Annotated in this window: 14 protein-coding genes, 2 tRNA genes and 1 rRNA gene; 7 read left to right on the forward strand and 10 right to left on the reverse strand. The window is 31.2% G+C overall.

Annotation, left to right across the window (positions count from 1 at the left end):
* The first annotated feature begins 237 nt into the window (after positions 1 to 237).
* The 5 genes from LL966_RS21095 to LL966_RS21115 are packed head-to-tail and all read left to right on the forward strand — an operon-like array spanning position 238 to position 4,563.
* Entirely contained in the window at positions 238 to 792 is a 555-nt protein-coding gene (locus tag LL966_RS21095; RefSeq protein WP_229356002.1) for an RNA polymerase sigma factor, read from the forward strand.
* A 13-nt stretch (positions 793 to 805) separates the two neighbouring features.
* Entirely contained in the window at positions 806 to 1,339 is a 534-nt protein-coding gene (locus LL966_RS21100; protein WP_229356004.1) for an anti-sigma factor, read from the forward strand.
* A complete protein-coding gene (locus tag LL966_RS21105) occupies positions 1,323 to 2,381 on the forward strand; it encodes a DUF4097 family beta strand repeat-containing protein (RefSeq protein WP_229356005.1) in 1,059 nt (352 codons plus the stop codon). The genes LL966_RS21100 and LL966_RS21105 overlap by 17 nt, the downstream gene beginning before the upstream one ends.
* Before the next feature lie 21 nt (positions 2,382 to 2,402).
* Positions 2,403 to 3,125, forward strand: coding sequence for a head GIN domain-containing protein (locus tag LL966_RS21110; protein WP_229356007.1), 723 nt, complete (start codon positions 2,403 to 2,405; stop codon positions 3,123 to 3,125).
* A gap of 52 nt (positions 3,126 to 3,177) precedes the next feature.
* Positions 3,178 to 4,563, forward strand: coding sequence for a serine hydrolase (locus tag LL966_RS21115; protein WP_229356009.1), 1,386 nt, complete (start codon positions 3,178 to 3,180; stop codon positions 4,561 to 4,563).
* Between the two features lie 46 nt (positions 4,564 to 4,609).
* Here LL966_RS21115 and LL966_RS21120 read toward each other — a convergent pair whose 3' ends face one another.
* The 6 genes from LL966_RS21120 to LL966_RS21145 form a co-directional block, all read right to left on the reverse strand.
* Positions 4,610 to 5,932, reverse strand: a complete 1,323-nt coding sequence (locus LL966_RS21120; RefSeq protein ID WP_229356011.1) for an MFS transporter — start codon at positions 5,930 to 5,932, stop codon at positions 4,610 to 4,612.
* 159 nt (positions 5,933 to 6,091) lie between these two features.
* Positions 6,092 to 6,901: a M48 family metallopeptidase gene (locus tag LL966_RS21125; protein ID WP_229356013.1), complete on the reverse strand. Its 810-nt coding sequence runs from the start codon at positions 6,899 to 6,901 to the stop codon at positions 6,092 to 6,094.
* A gap of 84 nt (positions 6,902 to 6,985) precedes the next feature.
* Positions 6,986 to 9,385 (reverse strand): glycoside hydrolase family 31 protein, encoded by a 2,400-nt coding sequence (locus LL966_RS21130; RefSeq protein ID WP_229356014.1) that lies wholly within the window; start codon positions 9,383 to 9,385, stop codon positions 6,986 to 6,988.
* A gap of 205 nt (positions 9,386 to 9,590) precedes the next feature.
* Complete coding sequence (gene glgB, locus LL966_RS21135) at positions 9,591 to 11,495, reverse strand: 1,4-alpha-glucan branching protein GlgB (RefSeq protein WP_229356015.1); 1,905 nt, start codon at positions 11,493 to 11,495, stop codon at positions 9,591 to 9,593.
* A 46-nt stretch (positions 11,496 to 11,541) separates the two neighbouring features.
* Complete coding sequence (locus LL966_RS21140; protein WP_229356016.1) at positions 11,542 to 12,822, reverse strand: glucose-1-phosphate adenylyltransferase; 1,281 nt, start codon at positions 12,820 to 12,822, stop codon at positions 11,542 to 11,544.
* Positions 12,819 to 14,240 (reverse strand): glycogen synthase, encoded by a 1,422-nt coding sequence (locus LL966_RS21145; RefSeq protein ID WP_229356017.1) that lies wholly within the window; start codon positions 14,238 to 14,240, stop codon positions 12,819 to 12,821. The genes LL966_RS21140 and LL966_RS21145 overlap by 4 nt, the downstream gene beginning before the upstream one ends.
* A 114-nt stretch (positions 14,241 to 14,354) precedes the next feature.
* Between LL966_RS21145 and LL966_RS21150 the strand changes: the two genes are divergently transcribed.
* Positions 14,355 to 15,221, forward strand: coding sequence for an alpha/beta hydrolase (locus LL966_RS21150; RefSeq protein WP_229356018.1), 867 nt, complete (start codon positions 14,355 to 14,357; stop codon positions 15,219 to 15,221).
* Positions 15,222 to 15,264: 43 nt separating this feature from the next.
* On the forward strand, positions 15,265 to 15,909 hold the full coding sequence (locus tag LL966_RS21155) for an endonuclease III domain-containing protein (protein WP_229356019.1): 645 nt from the start codon (positions 15,265 to 15,267) through the stop codon (positions 15,907 to 15,909).
* Between the two features lie 3 nt (positions 15,910 to 15,912).
* Here the strand turns inward: LL966_RS21155 and LL966_RS21160 are convergent, their stop codons facing one another.
* From LL966_RS21160 to rrf, 4 genes are all read right to left on the reverse strand, one after another.
* On the reverse strand, positions 15,913 to 16,347 hold the full coding sequence (locus LL966_RS21160) for a nuclear transport factor 2 family protein (protein ID WP_229356020.1): 435 nt from the start codon (positions 16,345 to 16,347) through the stop codon (positions 15,913 to 15,915).
* Positions 16,348 to 16,920: 573 nt separating this feature from the next.
* Positions 16,921 to 17,006 (reverse strand) — tRNA-Leu (locus tag LL966_RS21170).
* Between the two features lie 6 nt (positions 17,007 to 17,012).
* A tRNA-Phe gene (locus LL966_RS21175) sits at positions 17,013 to 17,085 on the reverse strand.
* A gap of 72 nt (positions 17,086 to 17,157) precedes the next feature.
* Positions 17,158 to 17,267: ribosomal RNA gene (gene rrf, locus LL966_RS21180) — 5S ribosomal RNA — on the reverse strand.
* Positions 17,268 to 17,276 lie beyond the last annotated feature (9 nt).

Raw genomic sequence — 17,276 nt, forward strand, 5'->3', positions numbered from 1 at the left:
ACTACTTGCAAAAACGATATTGCTTTTTGAAGTTTTACTTGAAAACACATTATGTTCTTCATATACAAGATAGGAAATAAAAATAGACAATCATTATGCCAAATGCAAAAGAAGTCAGTTCTAATATTAGATTTTACGTGATTCCATGCGTCATTTAAAAAAAAATAAAATTAATTTTATAAAAAGTGTAACAAACTAAAAAAAGCCAAGTCCTTATTAAAAACCAAAAGCCACTACTTGAATAAAAACGACCAAAATATCGAAGAATTAATTACGCTTTGTAAAAACAAAAATCAAAAGGCGCAATTTGAAATTTACAATCGTTATTGCAAAGCGATGTACAATGTGGCTTTTCGAATTGTAAAAGATGAACATTTTGCACAAGACGTTATGCAGGAAGGTTTCTTAAAAGCTTTTACAAAAATCAATGACTATAAACAAGAAGTGGCTTTTGGAGCATGGTTAAAAAAAATAATCATCAATTATAGCATCGATTTTTATAAAAAGAACAATTCTTTTCAGGTAGAAGATTTAAGCAGACAACTTTATAAAATTGAAGAAAATGATGGAATTATCTCTGAGAATATTGACTTAAACAATCTTAAAGTAAAACAGGTTTTAGATACCATTTTAGAACTAAAAGACAATTACAGAATGGTATTGACACTTTTTTACATTGAAGGTTACGATCAGGAAGAAATTTGCGAAATACTAAATATTACTTATGCCAATTGCAGAACAACCTTGAGCAGAGCCAAAGATAGTTTACGAAAAAAATTAGAGGAAATATAAAATGAACAGGAATATGAAAAATGAAAAAGACAATTTAGACGAATTATTCAGCAAGTTAGAAAATAAATGGGATATTCAGGAATTAAATACTGACCATCAAATGGATTTTCTGCAGAAACTAAACAATAAACAGCCAAAGAAAAAATATTGGTTCATGACGGCTATTGCCGCTTCTATTGTGTTAATGCTTGGAGTTTCTGTTTTTTATAAGAATGAAAAGCCAAAAGAATTCAAATTTGCTTCTAAAGAAACTAAACGAACTGATTCTATTTTCAATATTTTAATTGATAATGAACTGGTTAAATTAAAAGAGAAAAGTTCTCCAGAAAACGAACAGATTATTAATGATGCATTAAAACAAATGAAAACATTTGATGCCGATTATCAGAAAATCATTAACGAACTGCAAAAAAATGGAGAGAACAAACAGATTATTTATGCTATGATCAGCAATCTGCAAACTAGAATTTCTTTTTTACAAACCGTTTTAAAAAGAATTGAAGAAAACGAAAAATTTAAAAACACCTCTGATGAAAAAACACTATAACTTACTAATCTTATTTCTTTTGATTCCTTTTTTAGGATTTTCAAACGATGATACTTTTATAACCAAACAAAAATCAATTAAAAAAACCTATATCGTAAACTCCAATGCTGGAATTGATGTGAACAATAAATACGGAAATATCACAGTAACCACCTGGAATGAAGATAAAATAGATCTTGATATTACAATTAAAGTTAACGGACCAAATGAAAATTGGGTAAATGAACGTCTTAATAGCATTGATGTTGATATTACAGCTTTGAAAGGGATGGTTTCTGCCGTGACTAATTTGGGAAACTCTACTCTCAAAAGCAAAGGCAGCAATAATAGTTTTGAAATCAATTATGTTATCAAAATACCAAAAAACGGTTCAATAAAACTAATTAATAAGTATGGCAACATTTTGGTTCCAAATGCAGAATCTTTCACAGATATAAACTGTAAATATGGCAAAGTAAATTTAGGAAAACTGAATGGATCGAATAACCAAATTGAAATTGCATATTGCCAAAGTTCAAGCATTGATTATATTAAAACTGGAAATATTGATGCAAGATATTCTGGCCTGAAAATTAATGATTCTGGAAACTTAAACCTTAATGCCAACTACACAGACGTAAATTTAAATGAGGGTCAAAACATTAAATACAGTTGCAATTATGGAACTTTTAAATTTCAAAAAATCAATTCTTTAAATGGTTCGGGAAATTATTTGACTGTAATTGTCGGCGAAGTTTCAAGCAATTTTACATTCGATACCAATTATAGTAAAATCAATATCGGTACTATGAATGAAAAAGCAGGAAATGTCTCTATTTCTTCTGGATATACTGATATTTCCGTAGGTTACGCCAAAAACTACGCTTTTGATTTTGATATTTCTGCAAGATATTCCAATATCAAACATGATAATACTTTAGATGTTTCTGTTTCTGAAGTAAAAAGCAACAGCAAGAGAATAAGCGGTTTCTACAAGAAAAAAGGACAGAATAAGGTTAACATTAATTCAAATTACGGGAATATCACATTAATAAAAAATTAATCATTTTTAAAAATTATGACAATGAAAAAAATTAATCAATTAGCAATTTTATTAGCACTTCTAATTGGCTTTACTGTTACTGCTCAACAAAAAATTGACGGAAATGGAAAGGTCGTATCTGAAACAAGAATGACATCTGCTTACGATGCAATAAAAATTTCTGGCTTTTTTGATGTCGATTTAGTTGCTGGAAAAGAAGGAAAAATTACAATTGAAGGCGAACAAAATATTATTTCGGCAATTGTAGTTGAAGTCGTAGATAATACTTTGAAAATTTATACAAAGAAAGGCATGAATTTACGACCTAGTACTGGAAATAAAGTAGAATTAATTGTTCCATTTGAAAAAATATCAGAGCTTAGCCTTTCTGGTTCAGGCGATATCACTGCGCAGAGCCCTATTAAAAATGATAAGTTTACAGCAAAACTATCTGGTTCTGGCGATATTGACTTAAATGTGATTTCAAATTCTTTTGATCTTAGCTTAAGCGGTTCAGGAGACATTAAACTAAAAGGTAATTCAGCTAACATTTCCATCAAACTTTCTGGCTCTGGTGATATTGAAGCAACTAATTTGAAATCAAAAATAGCAAACATAACCGTTTCTGGTTCTGGAGATGTAGCTGTTAACTGTAACGAAAGTTTGACTGCTAGAGTTTCTGGCTCTGGAGATGTCAAATACACAGGAAATCCTCAGAAACGCGATGCAAAGGTTACTGGTTCGGGATCTATTTCAAAAGCTTGATTTGAATAAAAAAGCTCAATAATAATTTATTTTTAAATCATTCAATCAAAAAATGAACACAAAAACCTATTTTATTTTATTATTGAGCTTTAAATTTTTAATTATTACAAGTCAATCCCACAAAACTAGACAAATAGATGATCTTATAACAGAAGCTAATAAAATTGGAATCTTTAATGGAAATGTTATTGTTTCTCAAAAAGGCAATATTATTTATCAAAATGCTCTTGGTTTTTCAGATTATAAAAAAAGTAAAAAACTTACCGAATTATTTTCAATGCCCGTTGGATCTATCAGCAAAGAATTTAATAGCGTTGGAATATTGTATTTAAAAGAAAAAGGCAAACTAAAGTTAGAAGATAAAGTTTCTGATTATATAAACTATCTTCCAGATTGGGCGAATAAAATTCAAATTAAAGATTTAGTTGAATATACAAGCGGTTTACCTCAGATGTCAAAAAATTCAGATTCTGAATATATTTCAGAAATAAAGAAGATTCAAAAACTTGAATTTTCTCCTGGAAGTGGATATATCTACAGTAATGCAAATATTTTTCTTCAACAGGAAATAATTAGAAATATCAGTTTAATGTCTTATTCTGACTTTCTTAAAAAAAACCTCTTTCTTAAACTTAAAATTAAAGGTGGCGAAATTCCAAAAGATGCAATTTTATCCCAAAACATGGCAGGTTCATTTGACAATGATTTTAAAGAAACCACTTTTATTCATGGCGGGGGCGAAATGTATTTTACAATCGGCGACATTTATAGGTGGGAAAAAGCGCTCCACTCCGGAAAAATTATAAGTGATTTATCCTTATTCTATCTCGGAAAAAGTTTTGACAAAAACACTGAATCAAGTTTAGGAAATGTACAATATAATAATTACAAGGTACTTGAACATTCTCATCAAGGATCTGGAAATAATTACGAATCGTTTGTTTATTATAATTCAGAAAACGATACTATATTTATTTTAATGACTAATAATCAAAATTTTAAAGTTTCTGAAATTGCAGATTGCATTCAAAATATTTTAAATAGTAAGCCTTTTTCTTTTCTAAAAAAATCTATTTATCTTGATATTAGGGGAAAGCTCCTCCATAATTTCTCTGAAGGCATGGCATATTACAAAGAAATTAAATCTTCTAAAAAAGAGATATATGATTTTTCTAATGAAGGTTTGGATTTAATAAATTCAGCTAAATATTTAATGCGAAGGAATAAGTTTGAAGACGCAATTAAAATATTAGATTTGAGCACAAATGTTGATTTAACTGATAAAAGCAGAATCTCAAATGCTTTATTTTTAATTGGAGAATGTTATTTCAAAATTAATGACCTTGAAATGTCAAAATCTTTTTATGAACAAGCTTTCGCATTAGATTCAAATAATAAACAAGCAGAGAATGTACTGAAAGTAATGATGAAAAATTAAAGAAAATTTCCTGCAGGAAAATTAATTACTGCAGGAAATAAATTTATTATACAACTTCTTTTTTATGCACTCTTCTCAATAAAAAAATTGCTGTAACGAAGAAGACTCCCAATATTACGATTGCCGCACGCGGACTTCCTGTAATTTGATCTATTATTCCGTAAACACACATTCCGATTACGATACCTATTTTTTCGGCAACATCATAAAAACTAAAAAATGATGCTGTATCTTCTGTTTCAGGTAATAATTTTGAATAGGTTGAACGTGATAAAGCTTGAATTCCGCCCATTACAAATCCTGCAACGGTTGCCATTACATAAAAATGCATTGGTAAGGTGATGAAAAAAGCAAGTGCACAAAATACTGCCCAAATTATATTAATTACAATCAAAGTTGGAATATTTCCCCATTTAGAAGAAGCTCTTGAGGTTAAGACAGCTCCAACAACGGCTACTAATTGAATAATTAAAATACAAACAATCAAGCCAATCGTACTTTCTTCTTTTGATGACCACTGAATTTCCTGCGCACCAAAATAAGTTGCCACCAACATAACAGTTTGCACTGCCATACTCGAAACAAAAAAACCTCCTAAATAACGTTTTAACGGAATATTTTCTTTTAATAAAGCCCAAACTTTCTTTAGTTCTTTGAAGCCATTAAAGACAACAGAACTTGTTAATTTCTGTCCCGTTTCTTTGCTTCCTTTTGGCAAATAATAGTATGTGTATTGACTAAATAAAATCCACCAAACTCCTACCATTACAAAAGAATAACGCATAGCTTTCATTGCTGCTTCTCCCTCTGTTCCCGTAATTCCGAAGATTCTTGGTTTCATAATCATCGCTAAGTTGATAATTAAGAGAATAACACTTCCGATATATCCTAATGAATATCCTTTTGCACTAATTCTATCTTGCTGTTCTTCAAAAGCAATATCTGGTAAATAGGAATTGTAAAAAACTAAACTTCCCCAATATCCTAGTAAACCTAAGAAGTAGAAAGCTAAACCTGTATAAATATTTTCGAGATCAAACCAATACAATCCCATGCAAGAAAGTGCTCCCAAATAACAGAAAAACTTCATAAAAGATTTTTTATTTCCAACATAATCAGCGATTCCTGATAATAACGGAGAAATAAAAGAAACCACCATAAAAGCAAAAGCAGTTATAAAACTAATTAAGGCAGAGTTTTTAAGATTCATTCCAAAAACATCAATGTAGTGATCGCGATCACTAAATAGAGCTTCATAAAAAATTGGAAATACTGCCGAGGCAATAGTAAGTGTATAAACTGAATTGGCCCAATCATAAAATGCCCAAGCATTTAATAATTTCTTGTCGCCTTTTTGCAGGTTTTTCATCGAAAATGGTTTTGTTAAATCTGCTACGAATTTATCTAATTTTTATCATAATCAAATACAAATTATTCAATTCGTGTATTATTAAATTATCAAGTAACATAAAAAGAAAAAAGCTATCCGAGTTCGGATAGCCTTTTTAATATCTTAGAAAAAATTAGATTATTTTATTGTTCCAACTTTTAATGCAATTGCTTTTGCCTCGGGAATTAAAGCTTTAATATTAGCAATTCTTGTTGCATCAGAAGGGTGTGTACTCATAAATTCAGGTGTTCCAGCTCCTCCTGATTTAGCAGACATTCTGCTCCAAAAATCAACGGCATCTTCAGGGTTATATCCTGCAATAGCCATTAATGTCAGACCAATTTTATCGGCTTCGCTTTCATTGCTTCTGCTAAATGGCAACATCACTCCTACTTCAGAACCAATTCCGTAAGCCTGAGAAAAAATCTGTCTTGTAGATTCTGATTTGTTACTTGTTGCAGCATCTAAAGCAACGCCACCAATTTGTTGTAATTGTGCCGCAGACATTCTTTGCGCACCGTGATTGGCTAATGCGTGAGAAACCTCATGCCCCATTACGGTTGCTAAACCAGATTCGTTTTGTGTAACTGGCAAAATACCGGAATAAACCACAATTTTTCCTCCAGGAAGACACCAAGCATTAACTTCCTTATTATCCACTAATTTATATTCCCAGCGATAATCTTTTAAATATTGTGATTGTCCTAAATAGGCCAAATATTTTTCTGCCGCTGTCTTAATTTTATATCCGACAGTTTCTACTCGTTTCGCATCTGCTGTTCCAGTTATAACTTTATTTTCTGATAAAAACTGGCTATATTGTTGGAATGAAGATGGAAATAATTCGCTATTTGAAACAAAATTCAAATTCTGTTTTCCAGTAATTGGATTTGTAGCACAAGCAATTGCAAGTGCTCCACAGATTCCTAAAAAGAAATATTTTTTCATAATTTAAAGCTATTTTATAACAAAAATACAATTATTACAAAACACTATTTTACACAATTAGTAAAAAAAATATCACAATTATAATTATTCCCCAACTATATGTAGTTCACTAAACTCTTTATCAACTAATAAGAATTTGTTTTGCTCAAAATTTATTTTATCAAATTCTATTTTTTCATTATCAATTTCAATCTCTGAAACTTTAAAAGGCAATCCGATTAAATTGATTTTATACTTCGTATAAGGTGTTTCGTATTTGCCTTCTTTATGAAGTTGAATAATCAGCTCTTTTTCTTTTCCGATACTTCTTAACGACAAGAAACTATAACGTCCTTTTTTATAATCATAACCATCTTGAGCATCTTCGTAAACAGCAGAATTTTCTTTGCCATTTTTATAATAAACATCAAGTGTCAATTCGTCAAAATCTAATTCGCCTACATATTGCTGTACAGGATATTTTGGAATAATGGCACCTGCTTTTACAAAAACTGGAATCTCATCAAATTTGGTATCAATCCAAATTTCTCTTCCACCAATAAACAATTCATTTGTCCAGTAATTATACCACTCACCTCTAGGAATATACATACGTCTACCTACAGCATTAGGTTCAAGTATTGGGCAAACTAAAATCTGATTTCCAAAAATAAATTCGTCATTACGATAATGTGTTTGTGTATCGTCTTGATCGTAATACACTAAAGGTTTTAACATCGGAACACCTTCCTCAATGTATTGCCAAAACATGGTATACAGGTAAGGTAACAATTGATAACGAAGGCTTACAAATTTTCTGGTAATATTAATTACTTCTTCATCAAAAGCCCATGGCTCCTGATTACCGTGATCTCCCGAAGAATGCGTTCTGCAAAATGGATGAAAAACACCTAACTGAATCCAGCGTGCATACAATTCTCCCGTAGGTTGTTCTGCAAAACCACCAATATCAGAACCTGTAAATCCCATTCCTGAAATTGACATTCTCTGCACTTGAATATTTGCAATCCATAAATGTTCCCAAGTAGCAACATTATCTCCTGTCCAAGAAGACGTGTAACGCTGTGCTCCTGAATATGCTGATCTTGTAATTACGAATGGACGTTTTGGATAAGCAAATCGTTTTACGCCATGATAAGTCGCCCTTGCCATTTGCGTTCCGTAAATATTATGCGCTTTTCTATGACTACATGGATTTCCATCGTACACATGACGAACATCCATTGGGAACGTCTTGTTTGGCACTTCCATCACCGCTGGTTCGTTCATATCATTCCAAACACCTTTAACTCCAATGTCTGAAATTAATTCTTTAAATAAGCCGGCCCACCACTCTCTAACAACGGGATTTGTATAATCAGGAAAATTACATTCTCCTGGCCAAACTTTTCCCTTCATATAAGGTCCATCGGCTCTTTTACAGAAATAATCTTTTTCTAAACCTTCTTTGTATACCCAGTAATCTTTATCAATTTTAATACCTGGATCTATAATGACAACAGTTTTAAAACCATCTTCGGCTAATTCTGCAACCATCTTTTTTGGATCTGGAAAATAGTTTTTATTCCACGTAAAACATCGAAATCCATCCATATAATCGATATCCAAATAAATGGCGTCGCATGGAATTTGAAGTTCTCTAAATTTTGAGGTTATCTCTTTTACTTTGCTTTCAGGATAGTAACTCCATTTACATTGATGATATCCTAAAACCCAAAGTGGCGGTAATTCTGGTTTACCAGTTAAATCTGTATACGTAGTTACAACATCCTGCATTTGCGGACCATAAACGAAATAATAATTCATTTCACCACCTTCAGCCCAAAAACTAGTTACATTTCTTCTTTCTTGACAAAAATCAAAAAAAGTTCGAAAAGTATTGTCAAAGAAAATACCGTATGCTTGTTTATTATGCAAGCCAATATAAAATGGAACAACTTTATATAAAGGTTCCTGATCTTTTTGATAAGCGTATTGATCTGTAGCAAAATTTTCTACTCTTTTCCCTTTAAGGTTCATCTGAGTGGCTTTATCCCCAAGACCATAATAACATTCACCGTCTTTAGAATATTTACTCATTTTTACAATATTCCCGCCATATTCATAACTTTCTTCCCAATGAAAACCTAATTCATCTTCAAGAATTAAAAAATCATTTAAATCGTATACTGAAAGTCGAAGATCTGCTTTTTGAATTTTGCATTTTACTTTACTCGTTCTGATTTGAAAATAGGTTTCTTCTTCAGTAACTTCTAGAAAATTATAACCGTGAAGCTGTGTTTTATCGATTGCGTATGAAAAATCATTGCTAAAATATCCTTTTGTAGTAAAACGAAATCGGATTAAGCTATCGCGAAGAATGGTAACTTTTAGGATTACTTTATTATCTGTATTGAAAAAAACTGAATCTCCTTCGTGTTCGTAAGAAACAACTTTTGATGGATATAAGTCTCCCTTGTATTCTAATGATGTATTTGTAATCATATCTTCACTGAATTAATTTATAGCTCTTTGTCTTTATTTCAAACATACAAAAAAAGTTGATAAAGCCCTATGAATAAAAGGTTTATTCACGAAAACGTTTTTTCTGAATGAGTTTCAAAATACCAAACAAAAAAGCAGCAATTTGATAATTATAAAAGGAAAAAATAACAAAATCTTAGTCATTAAAATGATTGTAAGATTTTTATTAAGTCAAAGAATAAACCGTAACACTTAAAGGAGGCAGCATTAATTCTGCAGAAAAATCTCGACCATCATAAGAAATTGATTCAATTTTTAGCGATTTTGAATTTCCTACGCCACTTCCGCCGTAGATCCCTGCATCACTATTGAAAATCTCGTTTAGTTTTCCTTTCTTAGGAATTCCGATTCTATAATTTTCTCTGACCACTGGAGTAAAATTGCAAACCACGATAATATTTTCATCCGGATTATTTCCTTTTCTGATGTAAGACAAAACCGCATTCTGATGATCGGAATAGTTAATCCATTCAAAACCATCTCCTGTAAACTGTTTCTCATACAGAGCTGGTTGTGATTTATACAAATGGTTTAAATCTGTAATCAATCTTTTTATTCCTGAATGAAAATCATATTGCAATAAATGCCAGTCTAAACTTTGCTCGAAATTCCATTCGCTTGTTTGACCAAATTCCGCTCCCTGAAACAATAATTTCGTTCCTGGATGTGTGAACATATAACCGTATAATAATCTCAAATTAGCAAAACGTTGCCATTCATCTCCTGGCATCTTATAAATAAGTGATTGTTTGCCATAAACGACTTCATCATGAGAAAACGGAAGCATAAAGTTTTCCGTAAAAGCATACGTCATGGAAAAAGTCAAATCATTTTGATGGTATTTTCTATAGACGGTTTCTTTTTGAAAATATTCTAAAGTATCGTGCATCCAGCCCATCATCCATTTCATTCCGAATCCTAAACCACCAAAAGAAGTTGGTCTGGAAACCATCGGGAAAGAAGTGCTTTCTTCTGCAATTGTTTGCACTCCATCAAAATTAGAATAGATTACTTCATTAAATTCTTTAAGAAAACTGATTGAATCTAAATTTTCTCTTCCTCCAAAAATATTGGCTTCCCACTCTCCATCTTTTCTAGAATAGTCAAGATATAACATTGAAGCAACGGCATCGACTCTTAATCCATCAACGTGATAATTCTGAAGCCAAAACACTGCATTGCTAATTAAAAAGGCACGTACTTCGTTTCTTCCGTAATTAAAAACTAAACTTTTCCAATCTGGATGATATCCTTTTCGGCGGTCTGGATGTTCATATAAATGGGAACCATCAAAATAACCTAAACCGTGTGCATCGTCAGGAAAATGAGACGGAACCCAGTCTAAAATTACACCAATTCCTTTTTGATGTAATCTATCTACAAGAAGCATAAAATCCTGCGGTTTCCCAAAACGAGAAGTTGGCGCAAAATAACCTGTTAATTGATATCCCCAAGATGGATCATACGGATATTCCATAATAGGCATAAATTCTACGTGAGTAAAACCTGTTTCTTTTACGTAGTTTACTAAATCATCAGCTAATTCTAAATAACTTAGAAAGCTGTTATTTTCTCCGCGTTTCCAAGATCCTAAATGTACTTCGTAAACTGAATATGGTTTATCCAAACCGTTATTTTCTTTACGATTTAGCATCCAATTTTCATCTTTCCATTTATAATCTAGATCCCAAATTACAGAAGCCGTATGCGGTGGTTTTTCACAATATAAAGCAAAAGGATCTGCTTTTTCAGTAATTACACCATTTATACTTGATTCAATTTTATATTTATAAAGAGCACCTTTTGAAATTTCAGGAATAAATCCTTCCCAAATTCCAGAAGAATCCCAGCGAACATTCAAAGCGTGCTCTCCATTTGTCCAATAATTAAAATCGCCTATAACCGAAACAGAATGTGCAGTTGGAGCCCACACCGCAAAATAAACGCCCTTTACTCCATTAACCTCAGTTAAATGCGCACCTAATTTTTCGTATAATTTAAAATGCTTTCCCGCTTTAAATAAATCAATATCAAAGTCTGTAAATAGAGAATGTGCGATTACTTTAGTCATATTAGGTTTTTAAGGCAAAAATTGATATTGAAATTGATATTGAAAATTACTCTATTCTAAAATTATCAGATAAGGTAACACCTTTTTTGATAACAACAATTCCGTCTTTGATACTATATAATTCATTGGTAAAGTTGTCTAAATGTTTTCCTCCTGATATATACACATTGTTTCCAATACGCACATTTTTATCAATTAAAGCATTATTAATATAGCAATTTTCTCCAATTCCAACGTGAATTTTACTGATACTGCTTTCTTGATTTAGTTCATCTAAATCTTGATAGAAATCATTACCCATCACATAACAATTTTCTAAGACGGTACCTTCACCAATTCTCGAGCGAATACCTATTACAGAACTTTTAATCTCTTTCGCATTAATAATACAACCTTCAGAAATTAAAGACTGATTGATAACTGAATTTCTGAATTTAGAAGGTGGTAATAATCTTGGTCTAGTAAAAATTTTATTTTCGTTATCAAATAAATTGAATTCAGGTATATCAGCAGTTAGACCAATATTCGCTTCAAAAAATGATTCTATATTTCCAATATCTGTCCAATATCCTTCATATTGATAACTCAAAATCTTGTGTTTTCCAACAGCCTGCGGAATGATTTCTTTACCAAAATCTTTAGTTTCCTGATTTCCCATTAATTCTTCCAATAATGGTTTGTTGAAAATATAAATTCCCATTGAGGCAAGGTATTTTTTTCCTTTTTCCTGCATATGTTCACTTACTTCAGATTCCCATTCAGGCAATAACGAAGCATCTGGTTTTTCTATAAAGGCATGAATATTATTCTCATGATCTGTTTTAAGAATACCAAACTCAGGAGCGTCTTTCGCATTTACAGGCAAAGTCGCTATAGAAATTTCAGCATCGGCAGCAATATGAGCTTCTAACATTTCGTTAAAATCCATTTGATACAATTGATCTCCAGAAAGAATTAGTGCATGATCAAAGTCGTGTTTTAAGAAATGTGACATACATTGTCTTACAGCATCTGCCGTTCCTTGAAACCAAGTCGGATTATCTGGAGTTTGTTCTGCAGCTAAAATATCAACAAAAGATTGACTAAAAATGCTAAAATTAAATGTATTCTTAATATGGGCATTTAAAGAAGCCGAATTAAACTGTGTCAAAACAAATATTTTAAAAATATCAGAATTGATACAATTTGAAATTGGAATATCAACCAAACGGTATTTACCTCCAATTGGAACAGCTGGTTTTGATCTTGTTTCTGTCAATGGGAACAAGCGTGATCCTTGTCCTCCTCCTAAAATAATGGCAACTACATTTTTCTTTTTAAATTTCATTTTGGCTGAATTATTAAGTTGTATATTTCGATATATTCTTGGCACACTCTTTCCCAGGAATGATCTGCTGACATTCCTCTTTTTAAAACTTTATTGAAATTTTCTTTGTCATCATACAACTTTACTGCACGATTTATAGAATAAGTAATATCTGCAACCGTAGCTTGATCATGACAGATTCCGTTTCCTTCATCTCCAAAATCTATTATGGTATCCATCAAACCTCCCGTTCTTCTAACAATTGGCACAGTTCCATAACGCATAGCATACATCTGATTTAAACCACAAGGCTCCACTCTTGAAGGCATTAAAATATAATCTGAACCAGCATAAATTAAGTGCGCTAAATCTTCGTTATAACCTATAAAAACATTGTAATTTCCTTTATAATCATTTCGCAACTGTGTCAATTGCGATTCGATTTCTGAATTTCCTGAACCTAAAATTAAAATATTAATTTCTTCAAAATTTTCAGATAATGCTAATGCAGCCGCATGTGGGAGTAAATCCCCACCTTTCTCTTCAAACAATCTCCCGATAAAGCTGAACAAAGGTTTTGAAGGATCTAATTCAAATTGTTCACAAAGCTTTTCTTTATTTTTCTTTTTTCCTATTTCAAAATTCTCAATAGAATAATGTTCTGCAATCATCTGATCTTTAAGCGGATTCCACACTTCAATATCAATTCCATTCAAGATTCCTTTTGATTTATTTCTTACAGAATTAAATAAAGGCTCTAAACCATTAGCATAAATATTAATTTCATTTAAATAACTTGGAGAAACCGTTGTAACAGCATCAGCACATTTAACAGCAACTGCCAACGAATTAATTGAATTATTCCATTCTAAAAATCCAACATGTCTTAAGTCAAATTCTGGAAGATAAAATAATTTATCAAACCCAAACCAACCTTGGTACAAGCCATTGTGAATAGTAATAACTGTTTTTACCTCTTTCAAACTTTCATATTTGTAAGCAAACTGAAGCAAAAATGGAATTAATCCAGTATGATGATCATGACAATTTATAACATCTGGAACTTTATTTCTCGCTATAATCCAATCTAAAACAGCAATTTGAAAAGACAGAAATCGTTCAATATCATCTTCATATCCATAAATATTCGGTCGATTAAACAATTCATTAATTTCGATTAGATATAATTCATAACCTAATTTATCCGTAGTTTCTTTTAAAACACTGAACGGAAAATTATAGTTGCCCAATATAATCGTTCCCCAATGAACACATTCGAAATCATTCTCTTTTTTAAATTTTGTATCATAACAAGGAACTACAACTCTAACATTATGACCAGCATTTTTTTGATATTTAGGTAAAGCTCCAACTACATCGGCCAATCCGCCTACCTTTGCCATTGGATAACATTCTGCACTAATATGAAATATCTCCATGCGAAATTAATTTATGATACTTTTTAAGAAGCTATTATTTATATACTACTTTTATGTTTTTTAAATTTAGGAAAAAAATAAGCAAAGTTTTGTTTCAAAATAAGTTTTATCGAAATGGCAAAAAAGACAACCAATCCTACTAAATCATTAAAAATTCCAGCATTAATTATACTTTCTGCGAAATTATGCGCATTTATTTCCACAAAACTAGTGACACGATTTGCAGCAAAAATCTTTACTACTCCAATAAAACATAAAGTTCCAAAGCGCGAATTTGAAATGGATTCTAAAAGCTTAAAAAAGACAATTTATGTTCCAAGCATTTATAAAAGTGTTGTTACTTATTTATACGGTGCGAGTGAACGAAAAATACTTATAGTTCATGGTTGGTCTGGAAGAGGAACGCAATTATTTAAAATAGCCGATGAACTTTTGCAAAATGGATTTTCAACAATAAGTTTTGACGCGCCTGCTCATGGAAAATCGGAAGGAAAAACTACTATCATGTCTGAATTTATCGCTTCAATCTTAGAAATTGAAAGACAATTTGGTCCTTTTGAATTTGCAATTGGTCATTCGTTGGGAGGCATGTCAGTTCTAAACGCCATAAAAGACGGACTTTCTGTAGAAAAAGCAGTCATTATAGGAAGTGGAGATATTGTACAAGATATTTTAGATGAGTTTGTTTTTAAATTAGGTTTGAAAAAAGAAATAAGTCAAAATCTACGAGATTTCTTCGAAAATAAATATCAGGTTAAAATGGACGATTTTTCAGCATATCGTGCGGCGCAAAAAATAGAAATTCCTGTTTTAGTCGTGCATGACAACGATGATCCAGAAGTTCCAGTTAAAGCAGGAATTCATATTAATGAAAATCTTAAAAGTGGAAATTTGTTTTTGACAGGTGGACTTGGTCATAGAAAAATTCTCGGAAATCAAAATGTAATTAGAAAGATTCTTGAGTTTATTAAAAATGATTAACTTTATATAAAAAACTAATTATCAGTAAAATAAAGCAATAAAAATGGATTTATTTGGAGAAACATCTGATTGGGAAGTTAAATTGAAACCCATTTTAAAAAGGTATAAAGGAAAGAAACACCCTTTAGATTATCAAAACACCTATCAATTATTGGTAATGGTAATTCTTTCTGCTCAAGATTCTGATGCCAATATTAATACTATTGCTCCCATTTTATTTGAAAAATATCCAACCTTACATACACTTTCAAAAACTGATTTTGAAACATTGCTTCCTTATATCAGTAAAGTTCGTAATCACGCTACAAAAGCCAAATGGATTTTAGAAATTGCCCAAACAATTAAGAATGACAAAGATATTCCCCTAACAATGTCAGGATTAACAGCACTAAAAGGTGTAGGAAGAAAATCTGCAAATGTTATATTGAGAGAAACTCATAAACCAGCAGAAGGAATTATTGCAGATTTACACGTAATTCGAGTAGCGCCAAGAATTGGAATAATTAAAGAAAGTAAAGATGGAAATAAGGTTGAAAAAGACTTAATGCAGGTACTTCCAAAAAATATCTGGTCAGAAATTGGAATGGCAATTTCTTTCTTAGGAAGAGAAACGTGCAGGCCAAAGCCAAAATGCTCAGAATGTCTTTTAACTGATATTTGTTTATACTATGCTACAGAAGTGGCTTAGTAATTATTTTCTTCTTGTATCTATCAAATAAATAATTTTCCAAGAATCTTTTTCTTTAAATAAAGTAAAAGCATTAACTCCAGAATGACTTAATTTTTCATTAATATAAAACTCGTACGGAGTCCAAACATGAGCCATTGCCCCATCAATTTGAATATTATAACTTAATATTTTTTCATGAAATTTCATAGTTGACGGAATAGACGAAATAGATTTATAAAATTCTTTTGCTGTTTCTTCAGATAATTTATTTCCTTTTAAAGCATTTTCGCTAATCGATTGCAAAATCATTTTGTCCAGACAAACGCTTTTAATTTTAATCGAATCTTTTTGATGAAAACCTTCAAAAAATAATTCAATTGTTTTTTGAACTTCTTGTTTTTGAGCAAAACTAGTAAGTGCAAAAAGAAGAAAAAAGATAAGTATACAAACTCTCATAATTACAAATTTAAATTATACCACGAATTGAGATAAATGATGATCTAAATGTTTAGCAAACTTATTGTTCCATTCTTTTGAAGTCAATTTACCAAATGAAACTGATTCTTTACCCTCAAATTCATTTTACCAAATTCTTGCGTTTTATTTATATAATTAATAAATCTATTTTTTAAGTTCAAAATTTCGATTATTACTTATAATAAATTGAGGCGCTGTTCTAATATTTCTAGGATAGGAGATTCAGTAACTATCTTTTTCTTTATAAATGATTTTAAAATAAAGCGTAAAAAAAACACTAGGTTTCTGTTTTATAGTATCATAAACCATTTCATACATTACATTTGCAATGAACAAGCATTTGATCAACAGACATTTTTCCCCAAAGTGGTTGAGAATCATTTTTCAATTGATTAATACGATTAACAAATTTTCAGAATCTTTTATAGAAAAAATATTTTTGCATAGTTAAAGAATGAAAAAATAGAAAAAGTAAAAATATAAAATTTAATTCGTTAACTAAATTTCAGGCCAAAAAAAAACTTCAATTAGCAAAGCCAATTGAAGTTTTAGTACTCAGAGCGGGACTTGAACCCGCACGAACATTGCTGTTCACTGGATTTTAAGTCCAGCGTGTCTACCAATTTCACCATCCGAGCATTATGTGGTACCTCCAGGGATCGAACCAGGGACACATGGATTTTCAGTCCATTGCTCTACCATCTGAGCTAAGGTACCTTATTTACCTAAAATAATTAGGCAAATTTAGAATAAAAAACCCCGTTTTTATGAAAAACAGGGTTTTCAAAAGAAAGGCGACGACATACTCTCCCACATAACTGCAGTACCATCTGCGCAGGCGGGCTTAACTTCTCTGTTCGGGATGGGAAGAGGTGAGCCCCGCCGCAATAACCACCTTAAGGCTGTAA

This window comes from Flavobacterium chungbukense (assembly GCF_020805785.1).
Lineage (GTDB): Bacteria > Bacteroidota > Bacteroidia > Flavobacteriales > Flavobacteriaceae > Flavobacterium > Flavobacterium chungbukense.